Annotated in this window: 9 protein-coding genes; 8 read left to right on the forward strand and 1 reads right to left on the reverse strand. The window is 43.1% G+C overall.

Annotated features, from left to right (window positions below; translation table 11 throughout):
* The first annotated feature begins 29 nt into the window (after positions 1 to 29).
* The 7 genes from ACYQ3L_RS07655 to folD all read left to right on the forward strand — a co-directional run bounded on the left by ACYQ3L_RS07655 (position 30) and on the right by folD (position 8198).
* Positions 30 to 287 (forward strand): hypothetical protein, encoded by a 258-nt coding sequence (locus ACYQ3L_RS07655; protein ID WP_379994280.1) that lies wholly within the window; start codon positions 30 to 32, stop codon positions 285 to 287.
* Between the two features lie 487 nt (positions 288 to 774).
* The gene (locus tag ACYQ3L_RS07660) at positions 775 to 939 is read left to right on the forward strand and encodes a hypothetical protein (RefSeq protein ID WP_459952374.1); all 165 of its coding nucleotides are present in this window, start codon (positions 775 to 777) and stop codon (positions 937 to 939) included.
* 343 nt (positions 940 to 1282) lie between these two features.
* Positions 1283 to 3031 carry a fibrobacter succinogenes major paralogous domain-containing protein gene (locus ACYQ3L_RS07665; protein ID WP_379994281.1) on the forward strand — a complete coding sequence of 583 codons (1749 nt, stop codon included), beginning with the start codon at positions 1283 to 1285 and terminating at the stop codon, positions 3029 to 3031.
* A 432-nt stretch (positions 3032 to 3463) separates the two neighbouring features.
* Complete coding sequence (locus tag ACYQ3L_RS07670; RefSeq protein WP_379994282.1) at positions 3464 to 5293, forward strand: ABC transporter ATP-binding protein; 1830 nt, start codon at positions 3464 to 3466, stop codon at positions 5291 to 5293.
* A gap of 41 nt (positions 5294 to 5334) precedes the next feature.
* On the forward strand, positions 5335 to 6096 hold the full coding sequence (trmB, locus tag ACYQ3L_RS07675) for a tRNA (guanosine(46)-N7)-methyltransferase TrmB (protein WP_379994283.1): 762 nt from the start codon (positions 5335 to 5337) through the stop codon (positions 6094 to 6096).
* On the forward strand, positions 6089 to 7201 hold the full coding sequence (locus ACYQ3L_RS07680) for an Mrp/NBP35 family ATP-binding protein (protein WP_379994284.1): 1113 nt from the start codon (positions 6089 to 6091) through the stop codon (positions 7199 to 7201). The genes trmB and ACYQ3L_RS07680 overlap by 8 nt, the downstream gene beginning before the upstream one ends.
* A gap of 115 nt (positions 7202 to 7316) precedes the next feature.
* Positions 7317 to 8198 carry a bifunctional methylenetetrahydrofolate dehydrogenase/methenyltetrahydrofolate cyclohydrolase FolD gene (folD, locus tag ACYQ3L_RS07685; protein WP_379994285.1) on the forward strand — a complete coding sequence of 294 codons (882 nt, stop codon included), beginning with the start codon at positions 7317 to 7319 and terminating at the stop codon, positions 8196 to 8198.
* 108 nt (positions 8199 to 8306) lie between these two features.
* On the opposite strand, the gene ACYQ3L_RS07690 is transcribed toward folD, so the two are convergent.
* Positions 8307 to 12536 carry a hybrid sensor histidine kinase/response regulator transcription factor gene (locus ACYQ3L_RS07690; RefSeq protein WP_379994286.1) on the reverse strand — a complete coding sequence of 1410 codons (4230 nt, stop codon included), beginning with the start codon at positions 12534 to 12536 and terminating at the stop codon, positions 8307 to 8309.
* A gap of 214 nt (positions 12537 to 12750) precedes the next feature.
* On the opposite strand from ACYQ3L_RS07690, the gene ACYQ3L_RS07695 reads away from it, so the two are divergent.
* Entirely contained in the window at positions 12751 to 13722 is a 972-nt protein-coding gene (locus ACYQ3L_RS07695) for a glycoside hydrolase family 43 protein (protein WP_379994287.1), read from the forward strand.
* Positions 13723 to 13804 lie beyond the last annotated feature (82 nt).

A 13804-nucleotide genomic window follows, 5' to 3' on the forward strand; every position in this document is an offset into this window, starting at 1 on the left:
CTATTATTTTTAATTATAAAATCATTATTATGGAAAATCAGGAACAGTATGACAAAAGCAACAAATCTGTGGTTAGTGTAGGAGAATGGCTTATAACTATGCTTATAATGATCATTCCCGTAGTAAATTTCATAATGCTGTTCGTATGGGCTTTCGGAAGTAATACTCCGGAAAGTAAAGCCAACTGGGCAAAAGCTCAATTGGTATGGATGGTAATAGGTATTATACTTGTTGTTATTTTCTGGGGAACCATTGCCGCAATATTTCTCGGTACAGCTTCGCGGTGATAAATAGATTTAATAATGAAGTATGGAAGCCTTTGAAGAAAAGGCTTCTTTTTTTATGACAAAAATCGTCCCGCCTTGCTTATTAGATAATTGAAAGATTGATTAAAGCAGTTACAAATTTGCCTCGCCTTCGCTTCGGCGAATGTTATTTCTTCGCCCTGTGGGCAGTTACGGGTTACAAGTTGGCTGGCGTTTTGTTTTGTTTCACGCAAAGACGCAAAGGCGCAAAGTTTTACATCTTACGAGTTGTTGACTGATGACTGTTAACTGATGACTGTAAATACTGTTACCTTTTTTAATAGTTACAAGTTACTTCGCCCCAGGGCAGTTACGAGTTACAAGTTAGTTCACTGTTTACTGCTAACTGTTGACTGTTGACTGAAAAAACTGTTACTTCTGTTACTTTATAATTCAAAAATTTTACATAACTTTGTCAAAATCATATATCATCCACTTCCTGAATGAACAATAAAAGCCGTTTTCCGCTATGCATATAACGACGGAAACATATAGAAAAAACACAATATCACACGCCATTTTTCTTCCTGAAAATTTGGCGCTTAATTATATTTTACTAGAGAGAGAGAGAGAGAGAGAGAGAGAGAGAGAGAGAGAGAGAGAGAGAGAGAGAGAGAGAGAGACTAAGCCTTAGTATTACCTTTCCGGTTATCCTACACATTCTATACGCGCGCGCATTCAATGCATCGCTGAATATATATAAAAACACACAATCAAATCCCGAACCGTCAGATTTATCCCGTGCTGCCAGGCAGGGTGGTTCTGCATTGTATTTTCCCACACGTCATCCCGTTACTTTACATCCCTGTATTCCCGGGGTTGTCAGGTTCCCTAAGTTTTTGCTTACACTGGGAAACTATGAGTACCTGCTGAGCTACATGGGGGTATATACTCCCGGTGCCTTCTCAGGGAAACTCAGGGTAACAATCTTCTTTACAACAAATATATGCAACACAATTTACCCAAAATCATGCTTTATGAAACCAAAAAAAATGAAAACCCTCCTGCCGGCCTGTTTGCTGGCGGCGCTATTTGCGCTATTGTCAATGCCATCCTATGCGCAGGTGACTGTCGGCGACGGTGTACCTCCGCATGATTTTTCCGTACTGGAGGTTTCCACCGCCAGTACAAAAGCGGGCTTGCGCCTGCCGCACCTGACCACCGCCGAGCGTAACGCCTGGCGTGATTACTTTTTAGGAACTAATACGGGAAACCCTGTAAATCCGTCGGGAAGCGGAGTTACCGCCGACGAATTGATTAATGCTCCCGGGCTTATGATTTACAATACAACGAACAACTGTGTGGAATACTGGAACACCCTGAAATGGGTTTCCTTCTGTGACCAGCCTTGTGCCGACGGGATAACAGGCGTTTCAATCAGTGGCGGTACAACCATCCTCCAGGGGGCAACCACTGCTGTTACCCTGACGGCCACTGCGACGGGAGGAACGGCAAGCTCATATGAATGGTACCTGGGTGGTTCGCCGGTCGGGACAACAACTGCCAATACATACACTGTACCGCAAAACGTCAAAGATGTAGCTGGTACCTACGCCTATACCGTAAAGGCGATAAATGCCTGCTCGGAGGCGACCAGCCCGGCTCCGGCCATAGTAGAGGTGATCGACCTGGCATCACTGCCTGACGGTTCGGCTTCGGGTACGCTTAGCGGAAGAACCATCTTCGATATAGCACAGGGTAACGACGGCGGAGCTTGCGGTGACCTGGCCGCCCGCGCGCCTTTCAGCACCGATTTTACACAGACAGAAGAACAGGACGCCACAGACGGGACGCCAGCGGCGATAAATCCTAGTGCGAGTGGTACCTGGCTTTACTCCGGCACACAGGTGTACACCTTTACCCCGTCGGTCGACGTATCGAATGTGCGGTTCTTCTATGCGGAGGATGCTTCCCTGGAGGCTATCGTAAGTATGACGCCGAATGACGACTATAGCGGGAACATATCGTCCGGCGACCCTTGTAAAGCCGTAGTGGTTTACAAACCGTCCCTGATGACAGACCTGTTAAATGTGATCCGCGACAATGCTGTCCATCCCAAATTGTACGCCGTATTCAACGACCAGCCGGACGGAGCGGGGACAAACCGTAAATTCGAGCTGACTGTCAGCCTTCAGGATTGCAATTGCTGCGGGGCATTCACCTCAGCAGGCGGCTGGCAGAACTTCCTCTGCTATAACCTAGGGGCTAATTTTATGCTCGAGCCTTTCACTCCTGCTAAATATTTGAATGGAGACTACTTCCAGTGGGGTCGCCCTACAGTCGTAGCTACCGTCGACACACCGGCCGGCGCAATCGCCGGTTGGAATACTTCATACGCACCTAACGGCTCATGGTCAGACGCTTCAAAAACGGCTAATGACCCTTGTCCTCAAAATTATCGTGTGCCAACACGGTCAGAATGGGACGGTGTTGTCGATACCTCCCTGAATCCACGGACAATGCCCCCCGGAGCTACATTGAACACAAGCGAGACAAACTTTAGTAATGGGCTGAATTTTGGGTCTGCTCTGTATTTGCCGGCTGCCGGCTACCGCAGCTACGGTAGTTCGCTGTTGGACCGCCGGGGCGGCTACGGCTACTACTGGAGTAGTACGGAAGACCGTTCTTCCTTCGCGTACTTCTTGTACCTGACCAATTACTTAACAACAACTTACCAAAACCTAGTCCGCGCATACGGCTTTTCTGTCCGGTGTATAGCAGAATAAATCCGGTTTATTTGTCTATTTATCTATTCCTCCTCCTGCATTAAAAGCAGGAGGAGTTTAACCAACGATGCAGTACAGAATAAAGGTGTAGCCACTCCCCCCCGCTCGCGCAGACGTCCCGTCTGTGTGTTGCGTAGCAAACATTTTTGCACTGTCAACAAGACACGGACTGGAAGTCCGCGCCAGCGGGGCATGAAATACTGTTTACTGTTTACTGCTAACTGATATATCTGTTACTTTTTATATATCAAATATAGAAGACCTGATTATTTTTTCAGGATGAAAAGGTTGCTAATTTTCTCTGGAATTGTTAGCCGTATTCGTGAAAATAAATAAAAGATATTCATTAAGAAAAGAATTATAGCTAACTTGCAGCCGTTTTTGCAATAGCCTCTCCTGAGGCTATACTTATTATTAACTAAACATCTTTGGATGAAAGATTTTATTTCACTGATCAGGCGGTTTGTACCGCCATACAAAAGGCAAGTCGCACTTAATATATTCTTCAATATATTGAGCGCATTCCTTAACATATTCTCATTCGCGCTAATTGTTCCCATCCTCCAGATACTATTTAAGGTGAACGATAAAGTTTATGAATATATACCTATGAATTCTTCAAGTATATTCAACTTTAAGATTTTGGAGAACAATGCATACTACTATCTTTCCCAAACTATGGATACTCATTCGGGAGCTGCTGTCCTGATCATTTTGGGTCTGATACTAGTGGTAATGACTATCTTAAAAACAGGAACGACCTATCTCAGCGCTTATTTCATTACGGATGTGCGTACCGGAGTTGTAAGGGATATACGCAAACAGATAAACGACAAGGTCTTGTCTTTACCCCTTGGCTTCTTTTCCAATGAACGCAAAGGGGATATCATGGCACGTATGACCGGAGACGTGGGTGAGGTAGAAAACTCTGTGATGAGTTCCCTGGATATGATTAGTAAAAATCCGATTATGATTATAATATATCTGGGCACATTACTGTTCATCAGTTGGAAGCTTTCTATATTCGTATTCATTCTGCTGCCTGTTTCCGGATACATCATGGGTAAAGTGGGTAAGAGCCTTAAAAAGCAATCGGTAGAAGCCCAAAGCCAATGGGGCAGCATGATGTCGCAGATAGAAGAAACCCTTGGCGGACTGCGCATTATTAAAGCATTTAATGCCGAAGAAAAGATGACCGAACGCTTCGATAAAACGAGCAATGTATTCCGTAACATGTCGAACCGTATTGCTCGCAGGCAACAATTGGCACATCCGATGAGCGAACTGTTGGGGACGGTGACCATTGTTCTGGTGTTATGGTACGGAGGTTCACTTATTCTGGAAGGAAGCGGCTATATGGATGCCTCGAGATTTATATATTACCTGACTATTTTCTACCTGATCATCAACCCGGCAAAAGACCTGTCCAGATCGGCATATGCTATCCAAAAAGGTATGGCTTCGGTAGAACGTATAGACAAAATACTAAAAGCAGAGAACAACATCAAGAACCCCGCTAACCCGAAACCAATCCTTTTCAACAGGGAGATCACTTACCGGAATGTATTGTTCAGATACGAAACAAACTGGGTAATAAAAGACGTCAGCATCACAATACCAAAGGGGAAGACCGTGGCGCTTGTAGGGCAATCCGGTTCAGGAAAATCAACAATGGCCGATCTCCTGCCCCGTTTCTATGATGTAAATGAAGGAGGTATCTACATTGACGACACCAACATTAAAGATGCTGATGTACACGATTTACGGGCGCTGATGGGCAACGTGAATCAGGAAGCCATCCTGTTTAACGATACATTTTTCAATAATATATCGTTTGGGGTAGAAAATGCTACAATAGAACAGGTTATTGAGGCCGCTAAGGTAGCTAATGCACATGACTTCATTACCGCCACAGAGAAAGGATATGAAACCAGTATAGGAGACCGTGGCAGCAAACTGTCGGGAGGGCAACGCCAGCGCGTCAGCATTGCCCGCGCCATACTGAAAAACCCTCAGATATTGATTCTGGATGAAGCAACATCGGCTTTGGATACGGAATCGGAGCGCCTTGTGCAGGATGCTTTGGAAAAACTGATGAAAAACCGTACAACGCTGGTTATCGCTCACCGCTTATCTACAATCAAGAACGCGGATGAAATATGTGTTATGAGCGAAGGCATCGTTGTAGAACGCGGACATCACGACGAATTGTATGAGATGAACGGATATTACCGGAAACTGTGTGATATGCAACAGTTCTAATGTGCTGATTTGTCAATATACTAATTTGCTAATATAAAGTAATGGGAAAGAATAAACTTGCCAAATTTGCCAACATGGAGGAATACCCGCACGTATTCCAGTATCCGTTTGCAGTTCTGCAAGAAAAAGGGTTTGCGATGAAAGGCAAATGGAACGAGTTGTTTTTCAGAAATGACAACCCGATTGTTCTTGAACTCGGTTGCGGCAAAGGCGAATACACAGTAGGCCTGGCCAAGCTGTTCCCTGATAAAAATTTCATCGGAATAGATATAAAAGGAGCAAGGATGTGGACAGGTGCGAAACAGTCATTCGAAGAAAAGTTGGCCAATGTAGCTTTCCTGCGTACGCACATAGAACTGGTTATCCATTTCTTTGCCAAAGGGGAAATTTCCGAGATCTGGATAACATTCCCCGACCCGCAAATGGGTAAGGTAAACAAGCGGATGACTTCGACCCGTTTTATGAAACTATATCGTCAGATTCTGTCCGACAATGGTATCATACACCTGAAGACCGATAGTAATTTCATGTTTACATATACCTGTGAAATGGTGAAGGCTAATTCGCTGCCTGTATTGTTCCAGTCTGCTGACTTATACCATTCGGGACTCGTAGATGATATTCTTAAAATACAGACATTCTATGAACAACAATGGCTTTCGCGTGGTTTAAATATCAAGTATATAAAATTTGAGTGCGCCGGACGTGATAACTGGACTGAACCGGATATTGAAATCAAAAAAGACCTGTATCGCAGTTACGGACGCAGTAACGAATTAAATCAATCAACTAAAAATGGCTAATATATATCCTAAACTGATTATCGACGCACTACGCAACGTGCGTTATCCCGGTACAGGGAAAGATATTGTGGAAATGGGGTTCGTATCCGACGATATACATATCGACGGTATGAAGGTTAGTTTCTCCATGATGTTTGACAAACCGAACGATCCATTTATCAAATCGGTTGTAAAAGCAGCCGAGACAGCTATACTTACATATGCAGATCCTGACATTGAAATTAAAGGTAATATAGAAGTAAGAACCAAACAGGCAGAGCAACCAAAGCCTGCGACACTTCTTCCTCAGGTGAAAAATATCATTGCCATATCATCAGGCAAAGGTGGTGTGGGAAAAAGTACCGTATCTGTAAATCTGGCTGTATCATTAGCTAAAAAAGGCTATAAGGTAGGCCTACTGGATGCCGATATATTCGGCCCGTCGCTTCCCAAAATGTTTAATGAAGAAGAGTCTCAGCCATACTTAGAGCCTATAGACGGTAAGGAATATATTATTCCCGTTGAAAAATACGGTGTAAAGATGCTTTCCATAGGCTTCTTCGTAAACAAGAACGATGCTGTGGTATGGCGTGGCGCAATGGCGGGAAATGCTTTGAAGCAACTTATAGCCGATGCAAATTGGGGAGACCTCGATTATTTCCTTATCGACTTTCCTCCCGGCACAAGTGATATACACCTTACATTGGTGCAGACACTGGCTATTACGGGAGCGGTAGTGGTAAGTACGCCTCAGGAGGTGGCTCTGGCCGATGCGCGCAAGGGAATCAATATGTTTACCAATGATAAGGTCAATGTGCCGATATTAGGACTGGTAGAAAACATGGCATGGTTCACTCCTGCCGAACTACCGGAAAACAAGTATTACATCTTTGGTAAAGAAGGAGCTAAAAATCTGGCGGAAGATATGAATGTGCCTTTACTCGGGCAAATACCTATCGTCCAGAGCATTTGCGAAGGAGGTGACAAAGGTGTGCCGGTAGCCCTGAATGAGAATACGATAACAGGTATGGCATTTGCTCATCTGGCTGAAAACTTTATAGCTTCGGTAGACAAACGGAATAGTCAATTTGCCCCTACGCAGAAAGTAGAGGTAAGTAACAAATAACAGGAAAAGAGGGCACAGGGATGTCCTCTTTTCATTTGGATCATTAATTCTATTACATTCATATTTGTATATTTGCACTCAGGAAGCACTATAATACATTACTAAATCAATATCTATGCAACTAATCGACGGAAAAGCCATTTCGGCGCAGATAAAAAAGGAAATAGCTCAAGAAGTAGCGCAAATAAAAGCCGCAGGAGGAAAAACTCCACATCTGGCAGCAGTGCTAGTCGGACACGATGGCGGCAGCGAAACCTATGTAGCCAGTAAAGTACGGACATGTGAAGAAGTCGGATTTAAATCGTCCCTTATCCGCTTCGAAGACAATGTCAGTGAAGAGGAGTTATTAGCTTGCGTCGATAAATTGAACAATGATGCTGACGTAGATGGCTTTATAGTCCAACTGCCTCTCCCAAAGCATATTTCGGAGCAGAAAGTGATTGAATCGATAGATTACCGTAAAGATGTGGATGGTTTCCACCCTATCAATGTAGGGCGCATGTCCATCGGCCTGCCTTGCTTTGTTTCGGCTACTCCGGCAGGCATATTGGAACTGCTGAAAAGATATGAAATACCGACCCAAGGGAAACATTGCGTTGTTCTTGGCCGTAGTAATATAGTAGGTAAGCCTGTAGCCAGTCTGATGATGCAGAAGGGTTATCCGGGCGATGCCACCGTAACGGTCTGCCACAGCCGTACGCCAAACATCAAGGAAGTATGTTTGAGCGCCGATATTATCATTGCCGCCCTTGGTGTTCCCGGGTTCCTGAAAGGCGATATGGTCAAAGACGGTGTTGTTGTTATAGACGTAGGTACAACCCGCGTGCCATCTACCGAGACAAAATCGGGCTTCAGGCTGAAAGGTGATGTAGCTTTCGATGAAGTCGCACCTAAAGCATCTTATATTACTCCTGTTCCGGGGGGGGTAGGCCCTATGACTATCATCTCATTGATGCGGAATACATTACAGGCGGGAAAGAAAGATATATATAGTTAATAAATATTGAATCTTTAAATTTTATCATAAGATTTCAAGGAACTGTCAGCGAATGTCTAAAAACTATCAGCTATTATGGAGATAAAATTTCCTGTAAATAATCACATCTTAGTCCGTATCTTTCGACATAACGCTGGGAGCAATACCAAAATGTTTGGTAAAACAACGTGTGAAATACTTCGGATCGTTGAAGCCTACTTCGTAAGCTATTTCCGAAATGGTTTTGTTGCCTTTACTTTTCAGTATCAATTCTCTGGCAATGGATAGTCGGAAATCACGGATAAAGTGGCTCGGGGGCTGCCCCGTAAGTATCTGCATCTTTTTATTGAGCAGGCTTTTACTTACCCCCATATCGTTGACAAAGTCGCTCACGTCATACTCTGTATTTGTATAATTCTCTTTTATGATTTCCATCGCTTTCTTGAGAAACTTTTCGTCGTTCGAGTCTTCTATAATATTCAGTTCATCCACATTCATGTACAAGCTGAATTTTCGTTGATATAGTTTGCGGATTTCCAGAATGTTGTTGATTCTTGTAAGCAGTAATTCTTCGTCAAAAGGCTTGGTAAGGAACTCGTCCGCGCCCATTTTATAACTGCCGATCCGGGTTTCAATCGATGTTTTCGCTGTTAACATCAAGAATGGGATATGGGAAGTAGACAGGTCGGATTTAACTTTCTGAGACAATTCGAGTCCGTCCATAACGGGCATCATCAGGTCGCTGATAATAAAGTCGATGGGTTCTGTTTTCAGTATTCTTAAAGCTTCTGCTCCGTTTTCGGCCTCTATTACTTTGTAATAATCCGACAATATGGAACAGATATATTTACGCATATCCATGTTGTCTTCCACGACGAGTATTGCCAGCTGTTGTCCGTTTTGTTCTGTAACAGGGGCATATTCTATATCACCGGTTATGGACGGTATGTAACTTTCACTGACGGGCTGTTGTTCGCTCGCTGTTGCAGGGGTAAATGGTAATAGTATCCGGAACGATGCTCCCTTTGTATGGTTATTCTTGGCTACAATGCTGCCTTCGAGCAAGTTGACGATATTTTTGCACAGATAGAGTCCTATACCTGTGCCGCTTTGTCCGTAAACTGGGTATCTGGTGCGTGTATCCGACTGGAAAAAGCGGTTGAAGATCCGGTTAAGATCTTCCTCCCTTATTCCTATGCCCGAGTCCTGTACGCAGATATATAGCTTATCTTCTCCTTTATTTCCGCTAATGGAACTTACATATAAAGTTACACTACCGTTGTCGGGCGTAAATTTGATGGAGTTGGCCAAAAGATTGGTAACCAGTCTCCGGATAGCTTCTTCATCAAACATTATCCGGGGTTGCGGCATCCGGTACACCCTCCTTATTTTTATGCCGCGTTCGTTCGCAAAGGATTCGAATGGAATGAGGAGTTCATCCAGGAAATTTATAAGATTTCCGGCAAGCGGATTTACGCTCATATTGTCCGATTCTACTTTTCTGAAATCCATCAGTTGGTTGACCAATGATAACAGGTGTTTCGAGTTGCGGGCCACATATTGCAATTGTTCCACAACCTTAGGATTGGTACTCAGTTTCAAAGCCCTTTCTATAGGTCCTATAATAAGAGTGATAGGTGTGCGGAATTCATGGGTGATGTTCGTAAAGAAAGATATTCTGTCAGCCATGGCTTCCTGTACCTTTTTAGACATCTCTATCAATTGTTTTCGCTGATAAGAGATTTTCTCATTCTGGTCTACAAGCATGGTGTTCTGTAATTTTAGTTCTACCGCCTGTTCTTCCAGCAGTTTTTTTTGCTCATTGAGGGCATGTGTCCGTTCCTCTACCTTTATATGCAGTATCTCGCGTTGTTTTTTCAATGAATTTATACGCCACTTGTATAACTGAATGCCCAGTACCAGAAGCAATATAATACATAAGCTGACGAACCATACTGTTTTATAGAAAAACGGGTGGATATCTATCTCCAGCTCGGTTATTTTTTCGGACCAGTCCGAGGCTTTAGCCATGCACCTTACCTGAAGCCTGTAAGTGCCGGGGCTGAGATTTGTATAACTTACAAAGCGGCGGTTTGCGGGAACATCAACCCATCTGTCGTCGAAACCTAAAAGCCTGTATGAATAGGCTACAGTCGACGGATTGTCGTAGTCGAGTGCCGAAAATTCGATAGAGAAAGATTTATCCTGTTCGTGCAGGTCAAGCTTTTTCGCATAGCTGATATCTTCCTTTATATAATTGCCTTTATTGTACCATACAGTCTGATTTAATATTTGCAGTTTGGTAAATGTTACACCTTTCTGTTCTCCCGATATATATTGGGAATTGCCTTTCAGCTCGGTAAGCCCCGCCATACTCCCGAAATACAGGTTCTTGCTGACAGGCGATTTGAAAGAGGCATTCCAGTAAAACTGATGATTGGCGAGTCCGTCTTCTTTGGTATAGTTTACAAATCTTTCTGTCTGCGGATTGAACGATGACATGCCTCGTCCCGTACTGATCCAGAGAAGTCCCTGTTCGTCTTCCAGGATTCCGAATACGGCATTGTTAACTAATCCCTGTACTGTGGTATATGTACGGGATATATATTTGCCGCCTGTCTCTTCTATTTTGCAGATTCCATACCCGTTGCTGCCCACCCATATTGTATTGTCGCGTGTCTGAAAGATGCATGTGATATTTTTCAAAAACAATTTGTTAACATCCTGTTCGTTCAGAGAAACAAAGCGTGCCGCGAATTTTTTAGCGTGCTCATCATAGGAGTTGAGGTCTATCTGTATCAGACCTTCGGAGCATCCCAGCCATAACCTGTTCTTTTTGTCTATGGTACTGCCCAGTGTTCCCCATATGTTTTGGTTCATATTCTCGGGTAAAGGACTTTCGAGGCTGTTATTCTGTATATCGTACCAATAAATAGCCCTGTTGGTACCTATCCACATCCCGTTATTCACCGGGTCATATTTGAGAATTCCTATAAAACTGAAGTTAGGGCTTATATATTTATAGGAAACGGCAGGGAGTTTGTTCTCGTTCAGGATACTTATCGCCCCGCCCCAGGTTCCTATCCACAAATTCCCCGCATTATCCTCCTCCAGTACACTTATAGTATTATGACTGAGTAACCCCGGGCCGGCCATATAGTGAGTAAAAGATGACTCCCCTTTTTTCATCAGGTTCAAACCACCTTCCACGCTTCCTACCCATAAGTTCCCGTTGCGGCTCTCCAGAATGGCATTTACGGGGTTCGGCGATATGCTACCCTTATCAGAGTTGTTATGAGTGTAATTCTTAACGGCCAGTTTGCGTAAAGTCATTTTATTGATACCTCCCGATTCAGTTCCTATCCAGAGGTTATCACCGTCAGCAAGCATGCAGTTGATAAAGTCACTGTTCAGCGATTCCTCTCCACTATTGTGGGTGATATGTTCGAATTCGTCAGTAACGGGATTGTAAATGTTCAGCCCGCGTAGCGTTCCCGCTATGATAGATCCGTTTACAATGTTTAGGTCTGTAACCATATTCTGAGAAATAGAATATTGGTTCAGGGTATTGTGAAGGTAATGTGCCGGAGGCTGGTTTATATCATCGTATCTGAACAGTCCGTCTTCGGTAGCCATCCATATTGTGTTATTCTTTTTCAGAATACTTGAGATGAATAGATTGGAGGATATGTTGAAATGTGTAGAAATGATTTCCAGATTCAGGTTTCCCTTTTGGCTTTCTATTATTTTATAAACAGCGCCGTCGTTGCCTACCCATATTTCATTGTCAATTTCGCTGATGCAGGTAAATCTATAAGGAGAGCCTTTTTGCACGGTTGTGTATATGCGCTGTATATTTCCTTTGGCATCGAATTCCAGTTTGTACATGTTTTCCGTCGAAACCACCCATATACCACCTTTCCTGTCTTTAAATATTGTAATAGCCGGGGTATCTAATACAGTATCGAGTAAATTATCTTTGTGCGAAATAGTCGCCTTCTTCATGGTTTTGAGATCTATAATGTCTATACCATTATTGGATGTTGTCCATAATCGGTTGAAATTGTCTTCCACTACCTTCCGTATAAAATTACTTTTAAGAAAGAGAGGATAACTGTTTACGTTGAAATTTATAAATTCATAACCATCGTATCGCGACAGGCCTCCTCCCTGGGTCGCCACCCAGATAAATCCATGACTGTCCTTGAATATATCGTCTACAAAATTCACAGGGAGTCCTTCATTGATACTGATGCTGCTGAATATGTACTTTGATGATATATTATTTTGTCCGTTAGCTGTCGGTATGAATAATAACGATAGAATGATACTGCTTATAACTATAAGTGTATTTTTCATGTTAACTGATTTTTGGTTGAGTAAAGTTAGTAATAAAAAATTAAAAATGTATTTTTTACACTTAAATACTGTTTTGTCCACCTTTAATATTTTTTTGTCCACCATACTAAGCCTTGCACATATATATATTTGTCAAAGAAATTAAAGACGAGTGATTAAAGGTTAACCTCATTCCGGCCAAAGAATCTTTCTTTCTTGAAAAATATTTAAAACCATGAAAATATTGAAACTTATTTTTCTTTTTTGCATTATTGTGTGTAATTTACATGGATCGGTACAGGACTCGATTTTCCAGATAACCGGCAACCCTGTTTTTACACATAAATATACAGCCGATCCTGCAGTGCTGGTACATAACGACAGACTATACATATATGCGGGCCATGATGAATGTCTCCCTCCCCAGAATCATTATGAACTGAACGAGTGGCTTGTATTCTCGTCGGATGATATGGTAAACTGGACAGAACACGCAGTCCCGCTGCGGGCAAAAGATTTTACATGGGCAAAGGGTGAAGCATGGGCTTCGCAGGTTATCGAACGTGATGGTAAATTCTATTGGTATGTAACTGTAGAACATGGTACCAAACCCGGCAAGTCTATAGGTGTGGCAGTGGCTGATAATCCGCTTGGCCCGTTTAAGGATGCCAGAGGTTCAGCGCTGATAACTAACGATATGACTACAGCCTACACCTCGATAGGATGGGACGATATAGACCCTACGGTATGGATAGACGATGATGGCCAGGCATACTTGTTCTGGGGAAACACACAATGCTACTATGCAAAACTGAAGGAAAATATGATTGAACTGGATGGCCCGGTAATGACTGTCGATTTGCCAAACTTTACAGAAGCACCGTGGATACACAAATATAATGGATGGTATTACCTGTCATACGCACAGTACTTTCCCGAAAAACTGGGATATGCTATGAGCCGGAGTATAAACGGACCTTGGGAGTATAAAGGCATACTGAACGAGATAGCAGGCAATTCCAATACGAATCATCAGGCAATAACCGAATTTAAAGGGCAGTGGTATTTCATATATCACAACGGGGCAATACCGACACAAGGTGGGAGTTTCCGCCGTTCGGTCTGTATCGACCGCCTGTATTATAATGAAGATAATACTATAAAACGGATACAAATGACATCAGAAGGGGTTTTAGGCTTTAAATAAGGTAGTGAGGATAAAGCCCGTATGGGCTTGTCCTCACTTTTGGATACCTCTCCTTTCTAAAAAACTAATAAATCACAACTTA

This window comes from Dysgonomonas termitidis, assembly GCF_054657735.1.

Bases quoted from the DNA above. Each gene is read 5' to 3' on its own strand.
- ACYQ3L_RS07655 (WP_379994280.1), top strand. From the start codon at position 30: ATGGAAAATCAGGAACAGTATGACAAAAGCAACAAATCTGTGGTTAGT.
- ACYQ3L_RS07660 (WP_459952374.1), top strand. From the start codon at position 775: ATGCATATAACGACGGAAACATATAGAAAAAACACAATATCACACGCC.
- ACYQ3L_RS07665 (WP_379994281.1), top strand. From the start codon at position 1,283: ATGAAACCAAAAAAAATGAAAACCCTCCTGCCGGCCTGTTTGCTGGCG.
- ACYQ3L_RS07670 (WP_379994282.1), top strand. From the start codon at position 3,464: ATGAAAGATTTTATTTCACTGATCAGGCGGTTTGTACCGCCATACAAA.
- trmB (WP_379994283.1), top strand. From the start codon at position 5,335: ATGGGAAAGAATAAACTTGCCAAATTTGCCAACATGGAGGAATACCCG.
- ACYQ3L_RS07680 (WP_379994284.1), top strand. From the start codon at position 6,089: ATGGCTAATATATATCCTAAACTGATTATCGACGCACTACGCAACGTG.
- folD (WP_379994285.1), top strand. From the start codon at position 7,317: ATGCAACTAATCGACGGAAAAGCCATTTCGGCGCAGATAAAAAAGGAA.
- ACYQ3L_RS07690 (WP_379994286.1), bottom strand. From the start codon at position 12,536: ATGAAAAATACACTTATAGTTATAAGCAGTATCATTCTATCGTTATTA.
- ACYQ3L_RS07695 (WP_379994287.1), top strand. From the start codon at position 12,751: ATGAAAATATTGAAACTTATTTTTCTTTTTTGCATTATTGTGTGTAAT.